18 protein-coding genes are annotated in these 19,636 nt (G+C 71.6%); 11 read left to right on the top strand and 7 right to left on the bottom strand.

What is annotated here, in order from left to right; translation table 11 throughout:
* The first annotated feature begins 57 nt into the window (after nucleotides 1–57).
* The gene (locus tag OG293_RS12880) at nucleotides 58–1,029 is read left to right on the top strand and encodes a DeoR/GlpR family DNA-binding transcription regulator (RefSeq protein ID WP_405998943.1); all 972 of its coding nucleotides are present in this window, start codon (nucleotides 58–60) and stop codon (nucleotides 1,027–1,029) included.
* Nucleotides 1,030–1,396: 367 nt separating this feature from the next.
* Here the strand turns inward: OG293_RS12880 and OG293_RS12875 are convergent, their stop codons facing one another.
* On the bottom strand, nucleotides 1,397–2,008 hold the full coding sequence (locus OG293_RS12875; protein ID WP_406003578.1) for a TetR/AcrR family transcriptional regulator: 612 nt from the start codon (nucleotides 2,006–2,008) through the stop codon (nucleotides 1,397–1,399).
* Nucleotides 2,009–2,137: 129 nt separating this feature from the next.
* On the opposite strand from OG293_RS12875, the gene OG293_RS12870 reads away from it, so the two are divergent.
* The gene (locus tag OG293_RS12870; protein ID WP_405998942.1) at nucleotides 2,138–3,559 is read left to right on the top strand and encodes an MFS transporter; all 1,422 of its coding nucleotides are present in this window, start codon (nucleotides 2,138–2,140) and stop codon (nucleotides 3,557–3,559) included.
* A gap of 84 nt (nucleotides 3,560–3,643) precedes the next feature.
* On the opposite strand, the gene OG293_RS12865 is transcribed toward OG293_RS12870, so the two are convergent.
* Nucleotides 3,644–5,398 (bottom strand): acetyl/propionyl/methylcrotonyl-CoA carboxylase subunit alpha, encoded by a 1,755-nt coding sequence (locus tag OG293_RS12865; RefSeq protein WP_405998941.1) that lies wholly within the window; start codon nucleotides 5,396–5,398, stop codon nucleotides 3,644–3,646.
* A 356-nt stretch (nucleotides 5,399–5,754) separates the two neighbouring features.
* On the opposite strand from OG293_RS12865, the gene OG293_RS12860 reads away from it, so the two are divergent.
* A complete protein-coding gene (locus OG293_RS12860; protein ID WP_405998940.1) occupies nucleotides 5,755–6,210 on the top strand; it encodes a hypothetical protein in 456 nt (151 codons plus the stop codon).
* 233 nt (nucleotides 6,211–6,443) lie between these two features.
* On the opposite strand, the gene OG293_RS12855 is transcribed toward OG293_RS12860, so the two are convergent.
* From OG293_RS12855 to OG293_RS12840, 4 genes are all read right to left on the bottom strand, one after another.
* Nucleotides 6,444–7,052 carry a Maf family protein gene (locus tag OG293_RS12855; protein WP_405998939.1) on the bottom strand — a complete coding sequence of 203 codons (609 nt, stop codon included), beginning with the start codon at nucleotides 7,050–7,052 and terminating at the stop codon, nucleotides 6,444–6,446.
* Nucleotides 7,053–7,126: 74 nt separating this feature from the next.
* Nucleotides 7,127–7,255 carry a morphogenic membrane protein MmpB gene (mmpB, locus tag OG293_RS12850; protein WP_405998938.1) on the bottom strand — a complete coding sequence of 43 codons (129 nt, stop codon included), beginning with the start codon at nucleotides 7,253–7,255 and terminating at the stop codon, nucleotides 7,127–7,129.
* A 311-nt stretch (nucleotides 7,256–7,566) separates the two neighbouring features.
* On the bottom strand, nucleotides 7,567–7,773 hold the full coding sequence (locus OG293_RS12845) for an acyl-CoA carboxylase epsilon subunit (RefSeq protein ID WP_405998937.1): 207 nt from the start codon (nucleotides 7,771–7,773) through the stop codon (nucleotides 7,567–7,569).
* Between the two features lie 14 nt (nucleotides 7,774–7,787).
* Complete coding sequence (locus OG293_RS12840) at nucleotides 7,788–9,380, bottom strand: acyl-CoA carboxylase subunit beta (protein ID WP_405998936.1); 1,593 nt, start codon at nucleotides 9,378–9,380, stop codon at nucleotides 7,788–7,790.
* A 109-nt stretch (nucleotides 9,381–9,489) separates the two neighbouring features.
* Between OG293_RS12840 and OG293_RS12835 the strand changes: the two genes are divergently transcribed.
* From OG293_RS12835 to hutH, 5 genes are all read left to right on the top strand, one after another.
* Entirely contained in the window at nucleotides 9,490–10,347 is an 858-nt protein-coding gene (locus OG293_RS12835; RefSeq protein WP_405998935.1) for a biotin--[acetyl-CoA-carboxylase] ligase, read from the top strand.
* A gap of 318 nt (nucleotides 10,348–10,665) precedes the next feature.
* The gene (locus tag OG293_RS12830; protein ID WP_406003577.1) at nucleotides 10,666–11,760 is read left to right on the top strand and encodes an adenylate/guanylate cyclase domain-containing protein; all 1,095 of its coding nucleotides are present in this window, start codon (nucleotides 10,666–10,668) and stop codon (nucleotides 11,758–11,760) included.
* Nucleotides 11,761–12,001: 241 nt separating this feature from the next.
* On the top strand, nucleotides 12,002–12,796 hold the full coding sequence (locus OG293_RS12825) for an enoyl-CoA hydratase/isomerase family protein (RefSeq protein WP_405998934.1): 795 nt from the start codon (nucleotides 12,002–12,004) through the stop codon (nucleotides 12,794–12,796).
* Between the two features lie 107 nt (nucleotides 12,797–12,903).
* Nucleotides 12,904–14,067: a diguanylate cyclase domain-containing protein gene (locus OG293_RS12820; RefSeq protein ID WP_405998933.1), complete on the top strand. Its 1,164-nt coding sequence runs from the start codon at nucleotides 12,904–12,906 to the stop codon at nucleotides 14,065–14,067.
* A gap of 340 nt (nucleotides 14,068–14,407) precedes the next feature.
* Nucleotides 14,408–15,949 carry a histidine ammonia-lyase gene (gene hutH, locus OG293_RS12815; RefSeq protein WP_406003576.1) on the top strand — a complete coding sequence of 514 codons (1,542 nt, stop codon included), beginning with the start codon at nucleotides 14,408–14,410 and terminating at the stop codon, nucleotides 15,947–15,949.
* Between the two features lie 75 nt (nucleotides 15,950–16,024).
* On the opposite strand, the gene OG293_RS12810 is transcribed toward hutH, so the two are convergent.
* Nucleotides 16,025–16,324: a hypothetical protein gene (locus tag OG293_RS12810; protein WP_405998932.1), complete on the bottom strand. Its 300-nt coding sequence runs from the start codon at nucleotides 16,322–16,324 to the stop codon at nucleotides 16,025–16,027.
* 107 nt (nucleotides 16,325–16,431) lie between these two features.
* On the opposite strand from OG293_RS12810, the gene OG293_RS12805 reads away from it, so the two are divergent.
* From OG293_RS12805 to OG293_RS12795, 3 genes are all read left to right on the top strand, one after another.
* Nucleotides 16,432–16,794 (top strand): hypothetical protein, encoded by a 363-nt coding sequence (locus OG293_RS12805; protein ID WP_405998931.1) that lies wholly within the window; start codon nucleotides 16,432–16,434, stop codon nucleotides 16,792–16,794.
* Nucleotides 16,795–17,009: 215 nt separating this feature from the next.
* Nucleotides 17,010–18,272 carry an Ig-like domain-containing protein gene (locus tag OG293_RS12800; RefSeq protein ID WP_405998930.1) on the top strand — a complete coding sequence of 421 codons (1,263 nt, stop codon included), beginning with the start codon at nucleotides 17,010–17,012 and terminating at the stop codon, nucleotides 18,270–18,272.
* Between the two features lie 219 nt (nucleotides 18,273–18,491).
* A complete protein-coding gene (locus OG293_RS12795; protein ID WP_405998929.1) occupies nucleotides 18,492–19,496 on the top strand; it encodes a GNAT family N-acetyltransferase in 1,005 nt (334 codons plus the stop codon).
* Nucleotides 19,497–19,636 lie beyond the last annotated feature (140 nt).

Raw genomic sequence — 19,636 nt, 5'->3', positions numbered from 1 at the left:
CTGTTATTCGGCGCATAGTGCTGAAAACTATCGGCCGGTCAGGTTACTGTCAGTTTCGTGTTCGCTGCAGAACGTCGCCAACTGATCCTCGAAATGGTGCGCGCCAACGGGGCCGTGTCGCTCCGTGAGCTCGCCCGCGTCGTCCAGACCTCCGAAGTGACCGTACGGCGGGACGTGCGGGCGCTGGAGGCAGAAGGACTCCTCGACCGCCGCCACGGCGGCGCGGTACTGCCGGGCGGTTTCACCCGCGAGTCCGGCTTCCCGCAGAAATCCCTGTCCGCGACCGCGGAGAAGACGGCCATCGCCGATCTCGCCGCGAGCCTCGTCGAAGAGGGCGAGGCGATCGTGGTCGGCGCGGGGACGACGACGCAGGAGCTGGCCCGCCGGCTCGCGCGCGTCCCCGGACTGACCGTCGTCACCAACTCCCTGCTGGTCGCGCAGGCGCTGGCGCATGCCAACCGCGTCGAGGTCGTCATGACCGGCGGGACGCTGCGCGGCTCCAACTACGCGCTGGTGGGCAGCGGGGCGGAGCAGTCCCTCCAAGGCCTGCGCGTTTCCCGTGCGTTCCTGTCCGGCAGTGGTCTGACGGCCGAACGCGGGCTCTCCACGTCCAACATGCTCTCGGCGAGCGTGGACCGGGCGCTGGTGCAGGCCGCGGCTGAGGTCGTGGTCCTGGCGGACCACACGAAGCTCGGAACCGACACGATGTTCCAGACGGTGCCCACGGATGTGATCACCCGGCTGGTCACGGACGAGCCGACGACGCACGACGACCGTGCGGCGACGGAGCTTCAGGCGCTGGCGGACCAGGGTGTCCAGATCACGGTGGCCGGCGCGGTCGCGGGCGCGGGCGGTGACGCAGCCCCGACGGGCCGACAGCCCCGCCGGGACATGCCGCTCCCGGGCCAACGCCGCACCAGGGGCGGAGGCCCGGCCCCCCAACTCCGCAGCGCGTCGACGGGCGGTCTGACCCCGGACGGCCTCCCGCCCGAACGGGCGGCAAGGGTGGCGGACCTGCGGCGCCGCTGAGGGCTTGGGCGGTTTGTGGGGCTCTGGGCAGTAGGGCGTGCCCCTGCCCGGTGCCGTGGGGTGCGGTTTGCGTGGGGCGTCGGGTCTCGGCGGTCCGGTGTGCGGGCTGCCGTGGGGTGCGGGCCCGGGGGGATTCGGAGCTCGGGTTCGTTGCCCGGTCGGCCGCGCGCGGTGCAGGTTCCGGGTGGGCGACGAAGCCGCGGGAGCCTCTGCCCGCGCGTGAGCCCGACGCCTTCCCTCCGCGGCGAAGCCGCCGGAGCCCGGACGGGTGGGGGCATCAGCCCCCACCTGCTTCCCCCAACGAGGGGGACTGGGGCGCAGCCCCGGTTACGGGAAGGGGCGGGGTGAGGGGGAAAGGCCCCCCGCCTCAGGACTCCGCTCTCAACCCCCGCAACGTCAGCATCAGCAATCGGTCCGCCAGTTCCGGATCCCCCCGCTCCGCCTCCGCCGCCAGCGCAATCGCGTTCGTCAGCTGCATCAGGTCCCCGATCGACACGTCCGTCCTCACCGCACCGCTCTCCTGAGCCCGGCGCAGCAGCCGCTCGCCCGCCTCGCGCATCGGCACGCTGCACTCCGAGAGTGCCGAACTCTCGTCGTGCGAGGCCGACATGAGCGCCCGCGCCAGCCCGCGGTACTCACCCGCATGAGTGACGATCGCGCGCAGCCACTCGACCAGTGCCGCGCACGGCCGCTCCGCCGAGGCCAGTTCGCGGGAGCGCACCAGCAGTGAGGCCAGAGCCTCCTGGAAGACCGCGTTCATCATCGCGTGGCGATTGGGAAAGTGCCGGTACAGCGTGCCGATACCCACACCCGAGCGGCGTGCGATCTCCTCGAGCGAGGCATCGGTGCCCTGTTCGGCGAAGACGGCACGGGCTTCGGTGAGCAGCCGGTCGTAGTTGCGGCGCGCGTCGGCCCGCATCGGGCGCGCCGCGCCCGGGGCCGTGCCCGCCGTCGTACCCGTCGACGTACTCGTCGCCATCGCGCCGTCCTCCTGGAGTCCGCCCCCGACGTCAGTGTCCAGGATGCCATTGCCGTACCGGAGGACCTCTCCGCCTATCAACCGGAGGATTCCTCCGTATGCTGTCGTCCCCCTGGAGGCACCGCCGCCATGCCCACGACCGATGTCGCCGCAGCCGCCCGTTCCGCCTCTGCCCCCCACCGGCCGGCCCTCGCCCTGACCCTGATCCTGACCTGCCAGATGATGCTGATGCTCGACGCGACCGTCGTGAACATCGCCCTGCCCGGCATCGGCAGGGAACTCGGCTTCAGCTCCGCCGGACTGTCCTGGGTGCTCAGCGCCTACACCCTCGCGTTCGGCGGGCTCCTGCTCATCGGCGGCCGGATCGGCGATCTCATCGGCCGCCGCCGCGCCCTTCTCGTGGGAGTGCTCGCCTTCACCGCCGCGTCCCTGCTCGGGGGCCTCGCGGACAGCCCCGGCCGGCTGCTCGTCGCCCGCGCCGCCGAGGGCGTGGCCGCCGCACTCACCGCGCCCTCCACCCTTGCGCTCGTCGCCACCACCTTCGGTGAAGGGCGTGAACGCGACCGTGCGCTCGGTCTGTTCACCGCCACGGCCGCCGCGGGCTCCGCGATCGGCATGATCCTCGGGGGCGTCCTCGCCGAGGCCGGATCCTGGCGCTGGACACTCTTCATCAACGTGCCCGTCGGCCTCGGCGTCGCCGCGCTCATCCCTCTCGGCATCGCCGAGACCGGACGCCGTCGCTCACCTTTCGACCTCGGCGGGGCGCTCACCGGCACCGCGGGCGTGACCTCGCTCGTCTACGCCTTCATCCGAGCCGCCGACCATGGCTGGGGCGACGCGCAGGTCGCGTGGGCCTTCCTCGCCGCGGCGGTCCTGCTGCCGCTCTTCCTGCTCGTCGAGCGCCGCGTCGCCCGGCCCGCCGTACCGCTCGAACTCTTCTCCGCGGGCAGCCGGCGCAACGCCTACGCCGCGATGCTGCTGGTGCCGGCCGCGATGTTCGGCGTCTTCTACTTCGACACCCAGTACTTCCAATTCGTACGCGGCTACAGCCCTTTGCGCGCGGGAGCCGCCTTCCTGCCGCTGGCCTTCGGGATCTTCGCCGCATCCACCGCGGCCGGGAGGCTGCTCGCCCGCCACGGCCTGAAGAAGGTCGCGGGCACCGGACTCGCCCTCGCCGTCGCGGGTGTCGTCCTGCAGGCGGCCCTGGCCACCGGCAGCGGCTACTGGACCGCCCTCTTCGTCCCTCTCGCCGTGAACGGCCTGGGCGTCGGACTGGTCTTCATGCCGCTCAGCGTCCTCATCCTCACCGGCATCGACCCCGGCCAGGCGGGCGCCGCCTCCGGTCTGATGCAGACCATGCAGCAGGTCGGCGGGGCGCTCGGCCTCTCGGCGCTGGTGACGGTGTACGCGAGCGCCGTGCGCGGCGCGGGCGGCTCGGGCCCGCACGCGATGGCGCAGGGCTTCTCGGCGGGGCTGCTGGCGGCGGCGGCCTTCATGACGGTCGCGCTGGCCCTGGTCCTGCTGTCCCGGGCACCGGCCGACCGCTCCTGAGCGGGCGGCGAACACACGTGTGGGGCCCGTCCGCCGGACGGGCCCCACACGGTCACACGCGGCAGGACGCCACGGGTCAGGACGTCAGTCCTTGATCTCGCAGATCATCGCGCCGGACGAGATCGACGCGCCGACCTCGGCCGACAGGCCCTTGATCGTGCCGGAGCGGTGCGCGTTCAGCGGCTGCTCCATCTTCATCGCCTCCAGGACGACGACCAGGTCGCCCTCCTTGACCTCCTGGCCCTCCTCGACCGCGATCTTGACGATCGTGCCCTGCATCGGGGAGGCGAGAGTGTCACCGGAAGCGGCCGGGCCGGACTTCTTCGCGGCGCGGCGCTTGGGCTTGGCGCCCGCGGCCAGACCGGTACGGGCCAGCGTCATGCCCAGCGAGGACGGCAGCGAGACCTCCAGGCGCTTGCCGCCCACCTCGACGATGACCGTCTCGCGGCCGGGCTCCTCGTCCGCGTCCGCGTCGACCGGCGCGGCGAAGGGCTTGATCTCGTTGACGAACTCCGTCTCGATCCACCGGGTGTGCACCCGGAACGGGTCGGCGGTGAACGCCGGGTCCGCGACCACCGCGCGGTGGAAGGGGATGGCGGTCGCCATGCCCTCGACGTTGAACTCCGCGAGCGCCCGCGCGGCACGCTGAAGCGCCTGCTCACGTGTGGCACCCGTGACGATCAGCTTGGCGAGCAGCGAGTCCCAGGCCGGGCCGATGACGCTGCCGGTCTCGACGCCCGCGTCCAGACGGACGCCGGGGCCGCTCGGCGGCGCGAAGGTGGTGACCGTGCCGGGGGCGGGGAGGAAGTTGCGGCCCGGGTCCTCGCCGTTGATGCGGAACTCGAAGGAGTGGCCGCGCACCGCCGGGTCGTCGTAGCCCAGCTCCTCGCCATCGGCGATACGGAACATCTCGCGGACCAGGTCGATGCCGGTGACCTCTTCGGTGACCGGGTGTTCGACCTGGAGGCGGGTGTTGACCTCCAGGAAGGAGATCGTGCCGTCGACACCGACGAGGAACTCGACGGTGCCCGCGCCGACGTAGCCGGCCTCCTTGAGGATCGCCTTGGACGCGGCGTACAGCTGGTCGTTCTGAGCCTGCGACAGGAACGGCGCCGGGGCCTCCTCCACCAGCTTCTGGTGGCGGCGCTGCAGCGAGCAGTCACGCGTGGACACGACGACCACATTGCCGTGGCTGTCGGCCAGGCACTGGGTCTCGACGTGCCGCGGCTTGTCCAGGTAGCGCTCGACGAAGCACTCGCCGCGCCCGAAGGCGGCGACGGCCTCGCGCACCGCGGAGTCGTACAGCTCCGGCACCTCTTCGAGGGTGCGGGCGACCTTCAGACCACGGCCGCCGCCGCCGAACGCGGCCTTGATCGCGATCGGCAGCCCGTGCTCCTCGGCGAACGCGACGACCTCGTCGGCCCCGCCGACCGGATCGGGTGTACCGGCGACCAGCGGCGCACCGGCCCGCTGGGCGATGTGCCGGGCGGCGACCTTGTCACCGAGATCGCGGATGGCCTGCGGCGGCGGGCCGATCCAGGTCAGACCGGCGTCGAGTACGGCCTGGGCGAACTCGGCGTTCTCCGAGAGAAAGCCGTACCCGGGATGGATGGCGTCTGCTCCCGAGTCCTTTGCAGCCTGGAGCACCTTGGCCATGTCCAGATAGCTGGCGGCCGGGGTGTCACCGCCCAGGGCGAACGCCTCGTCGGCCGCGCGGACATGCAGAGCGTCCCGGTCCGGATCGGCGTAGACGGCTACGCTCGCGATCCCGGCGTCCCGGCAGGCACGGGCAACGCGGACAGCGATTTCGCCACGGTTGGCGATGAGCACCTTGCGCACGATGGCTCCCTCCTTGAAACAAGCTGAGTTTAGGGACTGCCGACACGGCCTTACGACCCGTCCCCATTGGTGAGCTTGCCCACACGGAGCGTGATTCGAGGCTCGCGCAAGTCGCGAAATCCCTTGTCGCACCACGGTACGACGGGTTCCTCCCTCGCACAGTAGCCCCTTGGTGTGGCACAGGTCTCTGTTCGTGAGACCAGCCGCCGAACGGGTTTCTTTGTGGAGTCCCTACGAATGGCCCAATGATTCTTTGCGATCTGACCGGGCGTGCCAAGACCCTTGTCCGGGGGTTTACCCGTTAGTAGCGTTCGCGATGTCGTACGTACTTCCGGTAACAGAGGGTTGGGGGCGCCGTGGCGCGCAGACCGGTGGCCGTGGTGGCCGCGCTTGTTCTGCTGGTGGAGGCTGTCGGCATCGTGCTGATCAACGGCATCCTCGCCACGTTCGTCGACAAGCAGGACATGTCCCTGGCCGACCTGGACCCGGACGCGATGGTCACGGGCACCTGGGCGATGGGCGGTGTCATGGGCCTCTACCTGGCGGCGTGCGGTGTGGTCCTGCTCCTCGCGGGCCTGCGCGACCGGGCGCCGGGCCGGTTCGCCCGGATCCTGCTGATCAGCTGCGCGATCACGCACGGGGTGCTCGGCGCGCTGACCGTGGGTCTGATCGGGTGGTCCGCCTTCGCGTTCATGATGGTCGTGCTGGGGCTGATCGTGCTGACGCTCGTCGCGTACGGTAACGGCCGGCCGCCGGGCGAGGACGAGCCCACGACCGAGCCCGCGCCGACGAACGGAGCGGCGCCCGCGTAGGCCCTCCGGTCGGATCCGGTCAGGTTCCGATACGACCGGATCATGTCCTGCTGTGGCTTGAACCTGACGTGACTCTGACACCGTGCTGACGGGCCGGGACGGGCATCCGGGCATCCCGGGGTGCGTCGGCGCGTTCCGGCATGTGTTTCGGTGTTCCTGGCCGAGTCCCGCTTCGTCCCATGACGTCCCGCGGCCGAGTACGGTGTGTCACCCGGTCCCGCGAGCGGGCCGGTTCAGGACTCCCACAGATCCGTGATCGAGTGTCCGAGCTCGGCGAGCAGCCGGCGCAGCAGCGGCAGCGACAGGCCGATCACGTTCCCGTAGTCGCCGTCGATCGAGTCGATGAACGGCGCCGACCGGCCGTCCAGCGTGAACGCCCCCGCCACGTGCAGCGGTTCGCCGCTCGCGACGTACACGGCGATCTCGGCGTCGGTCGGGTCGCCGAAGCGCACGGTCGTCGAGGCGGTCGCCGACGCGCTCCGGCCCGTCGCGGTGTCCGTCACGCAGTGGCCGGTCCGCAGGATGCCCTCGCGCCCGCGCATGGCCTTCCAGCGGGACGTCGCCTCCTCCGTGTCGGCCGGCTTGCCGAGGGCCTCCCCGTCGAGCTCCAGTACCGAGTCGCAGCCGACGACGATGGCGCCGGCCGCCTCGGGGCGCCCGGCCACTGCGGCGGCCTTCGCACGGGCGAGCACCAGCGCCAGCTCGGCCGGGGTCGGCGCGCTCAGCACGTCCTCGTCGACGCCGCTGACGATCACTTCGGGAGCGAGTCCGGCCTGGCGCAGCAGATTGAGCCGGGCGGGGGAGGCGGAGCCGAGGACGAGGCGGGGGCGCTGAGCGGTCATGGGGTCATCGTAGGCGGCGCTCGCCGCGGTCCGGCCGGGAACGCAAGAACGCCGCTGGGGGCCGGTCCGGGACGTCAGCGCAGGCCGACCACGAACATCACGAGCACCATGGCCAGCGCCAGCACCAGGCCCGCGCGGCGCAGCATCGCCTGCGTGTCGCGCAGCTCTTTGGGGGGCTCGTTCTCGGGGTCGGACCACAGCATGCCTTCGATCCTGCTGCCGGAGGGGGCCGGGCGCCTGAGTACGAGTACTCAACCGCAGGGTGACAGAGGACCAATTCCAGGCGCCGACCCCCTTAAAAGGGGCTCTGGCTTCGAAGGGCCTCTGGTTCCGATCGCGGGTTACAGGGAGTTGATCCGGCAGGCACGCGCGAAGGGGCCGAGCCTTCGGGGCGGCGCTGCTGCCCCTGAAGGGCTCGGACCACTGGGGACCGCGAGTGCTGTGAGCTGCCCCCGCCCCGCCCCGCCCCGCCCCGCCCTCTCCCGTGGCCGGCGCCAAGCCCCGGCCACGGGCCCTATATCGGCCAGTAGCTGCGGGCCCACGCCCGCGGGCCCGGGATCGGGCGGCGCGTGCGGGCGATTCGTGCCGGGTCCGACCACTGCTCGGGCTGCAGGGGCGCGCCGGACGACACCGTGGCCGTCGCCGCGGCGCGCGCCTGGACCACCGCCAGTGCGGCGGCCAGCTCCTCCGGGGTCGGGTTTCCTCGTACGACCTTGATCATCGTCAGGTCCCTTCCTAGAGGGGGATGTTGCCGTGCTTCTTCGGCGGCAGGCTTTCTCGCTTCGTACGCAGCTGCCGCAGGCCTTTCACGATGTGCGCCCGCGTCTCCGACGGCATGATCACCGCGTCGACGTAGCCGCGCTCGGCCGCGATGTACGGGTTCAGGAGCGTGTCCTCGTAGTCCTGGATCAGCTCCGCGCGGGTCGCCGCCGCCTCGTCCGCGTCCTTGGCCGCCTCGATGGTGCGGCGGTGCAGGATGTTCACCGCACCCTGCGCGCCCATGACCGCGATCTGCGAGGTCGGCCACGCCAGGTTGAGGTCGGCGCCCAGGTGCTTGGAGCCCATGACGTCGTACGCGCCGCCGAAGGCCTTGCGCGTGATGACCGTGATCAGCGGGACCGTGGCCTCGGCGTAGGCGTAGATCAGCTTCGCGCCGCGGCGGATGATGCCGCCGTACTCCTGGTCGACGCCCGGCAGGAAGCCGGGCACGTCGACGAAGGTCAGCACGGGCACGTTGAAGGCGTCGCAGGTGCGCACGAAGCGCGCGGCCTTCTCGGAGGCGTTGATGTCGAGGCAGCCCGCGAACTGCATCGGCTGGTTGGCGACGATGCCGACCGGGAAGCCCTCGACCCGGCCGAAGCCGGTGACGATGTTCGGCGCGAACATCGACTGCGTCTCCAGGAACTCGCCGTCGTCCAGTACATGCTCGATGACCGTGCGTATGTCGTACGGCTGGTTCGCGGAGTCCGGGATGAGTGTGTCGAGCTCGCGGTCCTCGTCGGTCGTCTCCAGCTCGGCCTCCTCGGGGAAGGCCGGTGCCTCGGACAGGTTGTTGGACGGCAGGTACGAGAGCAGCGACTTGACGTACTCGATCGCGTCCTTCTCGTCGCCCGCCATGTGGTGCGCTACACCCGACGTGGTGTTGTGCGTACGGGCTCCGCCCAGCTCCTCGAAGCCGACGTCCTCGCCGGTGACCGTCTTGATGACGTCGGGGCCGGTGATGAACATGTGCGAGGTCTGGTCGACCATCACCGTGAAGTCGGTGATCGCGGGGGAGTAGACGGCGCCGCCCGCACACGGGCCCACGACCAGCGAGATCTGCGGGATCACACCCGAGGCGTGGGTGTTGCGGCGGAAGATCTCGCCGTACATGCCGAGGGCCATGACGCCCTCCTGGATGCGGGCGCCGCCGGAGTCGTTGATGCCGATCATCGGGCAGCCGGTCTTCAGGGCGAAGTCCATCACCTTGATGATCTTCTGGCCGAAGACCTCGCCGAGGGCGCCGCCGAAGACGGTGAAGTCCTGCGAGAAGACCGCGACCGGCCTGCCGTCGACCGTGCCGTAGCCGGTGACCACGCCGTCGCCGTACGGGCGGGTCTGCTCCAGGCCGAAATTGGTCGACCTGTGACGGGCGAACTCGTCGAGTTCGACGAACGAACCCTCGTCCAACAGCAGATCGACACGTTCACGGGCGGTCAACTTGCCCTTGGCGTGCTGCTTTTCCACCGCGCGGGCGGAGCCGGCGTGCGTCGCCTCGTCAACGCGGCGCTGCAGATCCGCCAGCTTTCCTGCAGTGGTGTGAATGTCGATCTGTTCCGGCTCGGACATCGGGATGCGGCTCCCTGGCTGGTCACGGGGTCGGTGGCTACTGACTCGTAGCGTATCGGCGCGCATACCGTTCGGCAGTGCGGCGTTTACCACACCTAACCTGGCTTGCATGACGCCTGAGAATGCGCCCGAGAGCCGCTGGTCCGACCTCGACCGGCCCCCGCTGAGCGAGTCCGCGCTGCGCCACGCGCTGCTGCAGGAGGGCGGGCTGTGGACCTCGCTCGACATCGTGCCCGAGACCGGGTCGACCAACTCCGATCTGGCGGCCCGCGCCGCCTCCCTGCCGCAGGGAGCGGTCCTCGTCGCCGAGGAGCAGACCGCCGGGCGGGGGCGGCTGGACCGCACCTGGTCGGCGCCCGCGCGCTCCGGACTGTTCTTCTCCGTCCTGCTGAAGCCCGGGCCTGACATTCCCGTGGAGCGCTGGGGATGGCTGCCGCTGCTCGCCGGAGTGGCCGCCGCGAGCGGGCTCGCCCGTGCCGCCGGCGTGGACATGTCCCTCAAGTGGCCCAATGACCTGCTGGTAAAAGTCGGTGGCGAGGAGCGCAAGACCGGCGGGATCCTCGCCGAGCGCGCGGGCGAGGACGCCGTGGTCGTCGGAATCGGCCTCAATGTCACGCTGCGTGAGTCCGAGCTGCCGGTACCGGCGGCCGGCTCGCTCGCCCTCGCGAACGCCATCTCCACGGATCGTGACCCGCTGCTCCGGGCCGTACTGCGCTCGATCGAGCAGTGGTACCGCGACTGGCGCTCGGCGGGCGGCGACCCGGGGCTCTCGGGGCTCCAGACGGCGTACGCGGCAGGCTGCGCGACCCTGGGCCGCACCGTGCGCGCCGAGCTGCCCGGCGAACGCTCGGTCGTCGGTGAGGCGGTCGCGCTGGACGGGGACGGGCGCCTGGTGCTGTCCACGGAGGGCGGGGGACGGCAGGCGATCAGCGCGGGCGACATCGTGCACCTGCGCCCGGCCGACTGAGCCATCGGCCCGACCGGGACGTGAGCCAGGGCACACCTGCCGTATCGTTGAGGCGATCGAGCGACAGATCGGCAGGGCATTGCGCAGGGAACGGGCAGGAGGCGGCTGGTGACCGTCGACGACACCACTTCCGGCGCGGGCGCACAGCCGCCGTCGGACTCCTCCTCCGGCGCGTCCGCCCCGTCGTCGAATGCGGCCTCGAATGCGGCCTCGTCGGGCACCGGCACGTCCGCGTCGGACCCGGCGTCCGCGGCGAAGTCCGCTGACGGGGCGAAGTCCGCGGACTCCTCCGCCTCTTCGTCCTCCGCGTCCTCGTCGGTGCATCCGACGCCGCACCACGAGGTCGATCACACCGCGGAGCCGACCGACGACCCGCTGGCGATCCGCCTCGAACAGCTGATTCTGGGCGCCGACCGGCGCTACACCCCCTTCCAGGCGGCCCGTACCGCAGGTGTCTCGATGGAGCTCGCCTCCCGCTTCTGGCGGGCCATGGGCTTCGCGGACATCGGCCAGGCGAAGGCGCTCACCGAGGCGGACGTCCTGGCCCTGCGACGGCTCGCCGGTCTGGTCGAGGCGGGCCTGCTCAGCGAGCCGATGGCGGTCCAGGTCGCCCGCTCGACCGGGCAGACCACCGCCCGGCTGGCGGAATGGCAGATCGATTCTTTCCTGGAGGGTCTGACCGAGCCGCCCGAGCCCGGGATGACCCGCACGGAGGTCACGTACCCGCTGGTCGAGCTGCTCCTGCCCGAGCTGGAGGAGTTTCTGGTCTACGTCTGGCGCCGCCAGCTGGCCGCGGCGACCGGGCGCGTGGTCCAGGCGGCGGACGACGAGGAGATGGTGGACCGCCGCCTCGCGGTCGGGTTCGCGGACCTGGTCGGTTTCACGCGGCTGACACGGCGGCTGGAGGAAGAGGAACTGGGCGAGCTGGTCGAGGCGTTCGAGACCACGTCCGCGGACCTCGTGGCCGCGCACGGCGGCCGTCTGATCAAGACGCTCGGCGACGAGGTGCTGTACGCGGCGGACGACGCCGGCACGGCGGCGGAGATCGCGCTGCGGTTGATAGAGACGATGACGCACGACGAGTCGATGCCGGCGCTGCGCGTCGGAATCGCCTTCGGGACGGTCACGACCCGCATGGGCGACGTCTTCGGCACGACGGTGAACCTGGCGAGCCGCCTCACGTCGATAGCGCCGAAGGACGCGGTGCTGGTGGACGGGGCGTTCGCCGAAGAGCTTGTGCGCACCGGCGACGCGCCCGCCTCGGAGGCCCAGGCGGCCGAGGAGGCGGCGAGGGCCGAGAAGGAGGGCGAGGAGCCCCCCTCGTACCGCTGCGCCCTCCAGCCGATGTGGCAGCGCCCGGTCCGCGGCCTCGGTGTGGTCGAGCCCTGGCTTCTCTCCCGCCGCAGCAGCTGACCTGCCCGCGGGTGCCGCCGCGGGTCTTCGCGGGCGGTGCCCCGCCCGTCGGGCCGGCACCCGTTCCGCCCCGGTGCCCTGCTCGTCGATCCGCGGGCAGGCGGTGGCGGAAACCACGGGCAGGCGGTGGCGGAAACCGCGGGCAGGCGGTGGGGGAAACCGCGGGCAGGCGGTGGGGGAGACGCCCTTGACCCGCGCGCCTATGATCCGGTGAACCATCGTTAACCGGGAGGGTGCCGTCATGTCCGAGTCCGAGCAGCGGTTCGGGGAATTCGTCGTCGTACGCAGGCGGGAGCACGTCGCCGAGCTCGTGCTCGACCGGCCCAAGGCCATGAACGCCGTCTCGACCGAGATGGCCCGTTCCATCGCCGCGGCCTGCGACGCCCTCGCCGCCGACCGGGACGTACGGGTCACCGTCGTCACCTCCACCCATGACCGGGCCTTCTGCGTCGGCGCCGACCTGAAGGAGCGGAACTCCTTCTCCGACGCCGAGTTGGTGCGGCAGCGGCCGACCGCCAGGGCCGCTTACACCGGGGTCCTGGAGCTGCCCATGCCCACCGTCGCGGCCGTGCACGGATTCGCCCTCGGCGGCGGGTTCGAGCTGGCGCTGGCCTGCGATCTGATCGTCGCCGATGCCACCGCCGTGGTGGGGCTGCCCGAGGTGTCCGTCGGTGTCATCCCCGGCGGCGGCGGAACACAGCTGCTGCCCCGCCGTGTCGGTGCCGCGCGGGCCGCCGAGCTCATCTTCACGGCACGGCGCGTCCAGGCCGACGAGGCACGGGAGTTGGGGCTCGTCGACATCCTCGCCGACGACGCCAGGACCGAGGCCCTCGCCCTCGCCTCGCGGATCGCCGTGAACTCCCCGGTCGGGCTGCGCGCCTCCAAGCGCGCACTGCGGCTCGGCCATGGCCTCGATCTGCGGGCCGGTCTGGAGGTCGAGGACGCCGCCTGGCGCTCTGTGGCCTTCTCCGGCGACCGGGCCGAGGGTGTTGCCGCCTTCAACGAGAAGCGCACGCCGAAGTGGCCCGGCGAGTAGTGGCCCAGTGAGTAGCGGCCCGGTGGACGGTGGCCTGGTGGGCGGTCGCACGAAGGACGGGTTACGCTGACTGATCAAATCGGGCGAAACCTCCCTAAGCTGGGGTGATGGCTGAGGATCGGCGGTTGCGGGCCGTGGTGGCGCTGGCGCAGGCGATGGCTGCGGCGCACACCCCGCGGGAGTCCTGGCGGGCAGCGGCGCTCGGCGCGTGCGACGCGCTCGCCGGCTCCTTCGCGGCGCTGTCCGTATGGGAGCGCGAGCTCGGACGCCTCAAGGTGCTCGTCAACGCCGGCGAACGCGCCGCCGGGGAGGAGGAGTTCCCCGAGTCCGAGACGTACCCCGTCAACCGCTTCCCGGAGATCACGGAATTCCTGCACGAGCAGTGGGCCGGCGGCGGCGAACCGGACGCCTGGGTGGAGACCGCCGGCGGCCCCGCGTCCGGTGCGCACGGCTACTGCCACCAGCGCGTCGCCGCTCTGCGCCGGCGCCGCCGTGGCTGCTGTGTCGTCGCGCCGATAGTGCTGCACGGCCGTGCCTGGGGAGAGCTGTATGTGGCGAGGCCGCTCGGCGCGCCTCTCTTCGACCGGGACGACGCGGACTTCGCGACCGTCCTCGCCTCCGTGGTGGCCGCCGGGATCGCCCAGACCGAGCGGCTCGAAGAGGTCCGCAGGCTGGCCTTCACCGACCCGCTGACCGGCCTGGCCAATCGCCGCGCCGTCGACATAAGGCTGGACGAGGCGCTGGAGCGGTACCGCGCCGACGGCTCGGTGGTCAGCCTTGTCGTATGCGATCTCAACGGCCTCAAGCAGGTCAACGACACCCATGGCCATGCGGTCGGCGACCGGCTGCTCGAACGCTTCGGCTCGGTCCTGTCGCTGTGCGGGGCGATGCTTCCGGGCGCGTTGGCGGCCCGTCTCGGCGGGGACGAGTTCTGTCTGGTGACGGTCGGCCCGTCCGCCGACGAGGTGGTTCGTACGGCCGATGAACTCTGCGTCCGGGCAGGGGAGTTGGAGCTGGGCGAGGGCGTGGCGTGCGGGGTCGCGTCGACCGGTGACCCGATCGGGCAGGTGCGTACGGCGCGCCGGCTGTTCCGGCTCGCGGACGCGGCCCAGTACCGCGCGAAGGCGGCCCGCTCCCCGAAGCCCGTGGTCGCGGGACGCGACGGGACGGTGATGCGGCTCGCGGACGCGCCGCCGCGCGCCCCGCACGAGCGCCGCAGCTTCCGCGGCGTGCGGCCGGAGGGCGCCCCGGAGCCGTGGAGCGAGCCCTGACAGGCTCTGGCCGGGAGTCCTGAGGGCCTTCGTTCGGGAGTCGGGCCTGGTCCGGGAGTCCTGAGGGCCTTCGTTCGGGAGTCGGGCCTGGTCCGGGAGTCCTGAGGGCCTTCGCAGGGGGCCAGCCCTGGCCCACGAGCCTTGACGGCCGACTCTTTGGTCCTGGAGCACGCGGCGCGAGCCGGAGCATGGGGCGCGAGTTCGACAGCCGCGGCGGGCCGCCGGATGGCCCGCAGGGCTCCGCCGGCGGCGCCGCGGCTGTCGCGGCACGCGTAAGGGGCTGACCGGACCGTCACTAGTGACAGTTTCGAATTCAGTCCGTACGCTCCTGAATATGGATATGCATACAGTCGTGGTGGGGACGTCCGGTACCACCGCCGAAGACGTCATCGCCGTGGCCCGCGAGGGCGCCCGCATCGAGCTCTCCGAGGAGGCAGTCGCCGCCCTCGCCGCGGCCCGCGGGATCGTGGACGCCCTGGCCGCCAAGCCCGAGCCCGTCTACGGGGTCTCGACCGGATTCGGCGCCCTCGCCAGCCGGCACATCAGCCCCGAACTCCGCGCCCAGCTCCAGCGCAACATCGTCCGCTCGCACGCGGCGGGCATGGGCCCGCGCGTCGAGCGCGAGGTCGTCCGCGCACTGATGTTCCTCCGTCTGAAGACCGTGGCCTCCGGCCACACCGGCGTACGCCCCGAGGTCGCCCAGACCATGGCCGACGTACTGAACGCGGGCATCACGCCCGTCGTCCACGAGTACGGCTCCCTCGGCTGCTCCGGCGACCTCGCACCCCTCTCCCACTGCGCGCTGACCCTCATGGGCGAGGGCGACGCCGAGGGCCCCGACGGCACCGTCAGGCCCGCCGGAGAGCTGCTGGCCGAGCACGGCATCGCCCCCGTCGTGCTCCGCGAGAAGGAGGGCCTCGCCCTCCTCAACGGCACCGACGGCATGCTCGGCATGCTGGTCATGGCCCTCGCCGACCTCCAGCGCCTCTACACGACCGCCGACATCACCGCCGCGCTGTCCCTGGAGGCACTGCTCGGCACCGACAAGGTCCTCGCGCCCGAACTGCACGCCATCCGCCCGCACCCCGGTCAGGGCACCGCCGCCGCCAACATGAGCGCCGTGCTCAAGGGCTCCGGGCTCACCGGCCACTTCCAGGAGGAGGAGGCGCCCCGCGTCCAGGACGCGTACTCCGTGCGCTGCGCCCCGCAGGTCGCCGGTGCCGGGCGCGACACCCTCGCCCACGCCCGCCTCGTCGCCGACCGCGAGCTCGCCTCCGCCGTCGACAACCCGGTGGTCCTGCCCGACGGCCGGGTGGAGTCCAACGGCAACTTCCACGGCGCGCCCGTCGCGTACGTCCTGGACTTCCTGGCCATCGCCGCCGCCGACCTCGGCTCCATCGCCGAGCGCCGCACGGACCGGCTCCTGGACAAGAACCGCTCGCACGGGCTCCCGCCCTTCCTCGCCGACGACGCCGGTGTGGACTCGGGCCTCATGATCGCCCAGTACACCCAGGCGGCGCTGGTCAGCGAGATGAAGCGGCTCGCCGTGCCCGCCTCCGCGGACTCCATCCCGTCCTCGGCGATGCAGGAGGACCACGTCTCGATGGGCTGGTCGGCCGCGCGCAAGCTGCGTAGCGCCGTCGCCAACCTGGGCCGGATCCTCGCCGTGGAGCTCTACGCCGCGACCCGGGCCATCGAGCTGCGCCGGGGCCTGACCCCCGCGCCGGCCTCGCAGGCCGCCATCGAGGCACTGCGCGCCGCCGGTGTCGAGGGGCCCGGGCCGGATCGTTTCCTCGCTCCGGACCTCGAGGCGGCTGACGCGTTCGTCAAGGCCGGAAAGCTCATCGCCGCCGTCGAGCCGGTGACGGGCCCGCTGGCCTGACCCCATGGCGCTGCCCCCGGACTCCGGGTCGCCCTCGGGGCGGGGGCTCCTGCCGTTACCGAGCAGGCATGCCGTCTACCGGGCCGGCATGCCGCGGCGCCGCACGGAGTACGTCACAAAGCCCATGCCCATGCCCAGGAACGCCGTGCCGCCGATCAGATACGGCGTGGTGTCCACGGTGCCCGTGTCGGCCAGCGCCGGTTCCCGCGACCCCGCAGCCGCCTGCGGGGTCGCGGGCATCGCAGGTGTGCCGGTGTGCTGTCTGACGGCCGCTTCCCGCTCGGCAGTGGCCTTCGCCGAGGGAACGAACCACATGGCGCAGAGCAGGGTCCCTGCGGCGGTGGCGGTAAGAAGCGGTCGACGTGCGACGGACACGGACTCGATCCCCCTTGAGGCATCCTCGAATTGGCCGGTGCGCTGATGCTAGTGAAAGCAGCGGGTCGTGGGAAAGCCGGGCGGACCCGGGCTCTACGCTCCGTCGTATGACCACTTCTGAGACATCACGGTATGTGCGCCTGCGGGTGGAATTGGTGCTGGAGATCGGGGACCCGGAGGCACTGACCGGCGCGGCGCTGGAGCGCATCGCGGCGGACGAGTTCATGCCCGACGAGGAGCGCGCGCACGCCCGGTCGGCGGTGCGCGAGGACGAGGCCGAGGCCATCGCGTATCTCGTGGACCCCTTCGACGTCGTCAGCGAGGTGCCGGGCATCGAGCTCGCCCAGGCGTCCTGGAGCAGCGAACAGATCGATTACGACCCCGAAGCGGAGGAGTGGGATCTCGACGAGGAAGATGGAGATGACGAGGAGGACGGCGAGGACCGCGAGGACGGCGACAGCCGGCCCTGAGGCCGCGTCCGAAGGCACCTCCGGCGCTGAACCGGAAATCGGCCGCATTTGTGCCGTACTGCAACCGGCGGGGCCACGGTTGCGTCGGTAACCGGCGAGGCCACATCCGCGTCGTGAGCGTCGGTGAGTGGCGTTTCCCACATCCGTGGTGGATGTGGAACCGGAGAACCTGACTGAGTGTTCTCCTGGGCAGTTGGTCAGGGGAATCGGCGACGATGGAGAAGCGTGTGATGACGGACAGCAAGCGGCGCAGGGGCCTTGTGGCCGCGTCCGCGGTGCTCGGCGGCCTGCTGGTGATGACTGCCTGCAGCGGCGACGGGGACAAGGGCGGCGCCGACAGCTCGAAGAAGTCGCAGGCCCAGGTCGACGAGGCGGCCGCGAAGGACACCTCGAAGGCCCGAATAGCCATCGCGCCGAAGAACGGCACCACCAACGCCAGCATCAACAATGCGGCGAAGGTCACCGTCAGCGACGGCAAGCTGACCCAGGTGGCGATGACCACCGCGGCCGGTAAGGCCGTCAAGGGCACGCTCGCCGGCGACGGCAAGAGCTGGAAGCCGGACGGGCAGCTGGAGCGCTCGACCACGTACAAGATCTCCGCGACGGCCAAGGACGGGGAGGGCCGGGAGGCCCACGAGAACTCCTCCTTCACGACCGTCTCGCCCGCCAACAGCTTCATCGGCAACTTCACACCCGAGGACGGCTCCACCGTCGGCGTCGGCATGCCGGTCTCGATCAACTTCAACAAGGCGATCACCAACAAGAAGGCCGTCCAGTCCGCGATCAACGTGACGTCGAGCAGCGGCCAGGAGGTCGTCGGCCACTGGTTCAGCGGTCAGCGTCTCGACTTCCGCCCCGACCAGTACTGGCAGGGGGGCTCGACCGTCACCCTGAAGCTGAACCTCGACGGAGTCGAGGGCGCCCAGGGAGTCTTCGGCGTCCAGCAGAAGACGGTCACCTTCAAGATCGGCCGCAACCAGGTCTCGACCGTCGACGCGTCGTCCAAGCAGATGACGATCACGCAGGACGGCAAGACGATCAAGACCATCCCGATCTCCGCGGGCTCGCCCGAGAACCCGACGTACAACGGCCAGATGGTGATCTCCGAGAAGTTCAAGGAGACCCGGATGGACGGTGCCACGGTCGGCTTCACGGATGACGACGGCAAGGGCGAGTACGACATCAAGGACGTCCCGCACGCCATGCGGCTGTCCTCGTCGGGGACGTTCATCCACGGCAACTACTGGGGCTCCGACGGTGTCTTCGGCAGCGTCAACACCAGCCACGGCTGTGTCGGCCTGAACGACGTCAAGGGCGCGGGCGACCCGAACCAGCCCGCGGCCTGGCTGTTCGAGCACTCGCTCGTCGGCGACGTCGTGATCGTGAAGAACTCCAAGGACAAGACGATCCAGCCCGACAACGGCCTGAACGGCTGGAACCTGAGCTGGAGCGCCTGGAAGTCCGGCTCCGCGGTCTGAGCCACGCCTGACGCGGGCATGCCTGAGGCGGGCCGCGCACGACGTGGCACGCTCAACGGACACAGAGGGCGGCGGTACCCCGGTGGGTGCCGCCGCCCTCGTACGTCCGGGGCCCGTTCCGACAGCCCGGCGACCACCCCGTGCAGGGCGCATCCGGCCGTGGGGCCGAGCGGAGGAACTGGCCTGCGACGGCCGGAAACGGCCCGTACCGTCCAGGACATGACGATCACCCGGCTCCCGGACCCGCCCACCGCATCCGCCGTCGACGCCTGGCACACCGTGATCACCGCGGCCCATGCGCATGACCTTCCGCCCCGGGTTCCGGAGCCCGGCCGCGTCGAGACCGAGGGGAAGCTGAGGCGGTCCTCGGTGAGCGGGCGTACCGTCCACCTCGCGGCGACGGCGCTCGACGGCTCGTACGACGGGGTGGCCTCGCTGCTGCTGTTCGCCGAGGAGGGCAACCGGCACACGGCCTTCCTCGACGTGCTGGCCGTACACCCCCGGGCCCGGCGGCGCGGGATCGGCGCCGCCCTGTGGTCCGCCGTGCGGGCCGAACTGACCGCCGACGGGCGGACCTCGGTCTCCACCGTGCTCGAACCGGGCGGTGCGGGCGAGAAGTTCGCCGCCGGACTCGGCTTCGAGAACGTGCTGGCGCTCGGCTGGTACGTACAGAACGTGCGCGAGGCGAGCGCGGCGCACCCGCCGGCACCACAGCTCCCCGAGGGCTACGCGTACCGCGGGTGGGCGGGCGTCGTGCCCGACGCTCTCGCCGACGCGTTCGCCCAGGCGCACAACGCCATGGCGGACGCCCCGGCCGGCGATACGGACGAACAGGCCCCGAGCTGGGACGCGGACCGGATACGGGCCGCCGCACAGGTGATCGTGGACCGGGGCGGAGTACTCCTGTCCTCGGCGGTGCTCCACACGGCGGACGGTTCCGTGGCCGCGTACACCGAACTCGTGCTCCGCGACCCGTCGGACGCCCGCGCCCTCCAGTACGACACAGTGGTCACCCCGGCCCACCGGGGCCGTGGACTGGGCCGCGCGGTCAAGCGGCACATGCTGGGGACGGTGCGTGCGGAGCGGCCCGGCGTACGGGAGATCGCGACGACGGTCGCCGACGACAACGGCCCGATGCTGGCGGTCAACGAACGGCTCGGCTACCGGCGCGAGCGCCCCGCCGCTGTCTTCCAGGCGGAACTCCGGCAGCCCGGCAGGGGGTAGGCCGACGCGTCGAGGGCGTCGCCCCCGGCTACGACGCCTCGGCCACCGGGAACCGCCTGAGGCAGGAGCAGGCCGCGGCGTTCTGACCTCGCGGCCATGCCCGAGCCTCGGTGGCGGCGACCGGCCCTTTCGGGTGGTCT

The organism is Streptomyces sp. NBC_00829, from assembly GCF_045161795.1.
Classification (GTDB): domain Bacteria; phylum Actinomycetota; class Actinomycetes; order Streptomycetales; family Streptomycetaceae; genus Streptomyces.
Note: the sequence above shows the minus strand (reverse complement) of the source record. Positions and strands in the feature narration are given on the sequence as shown.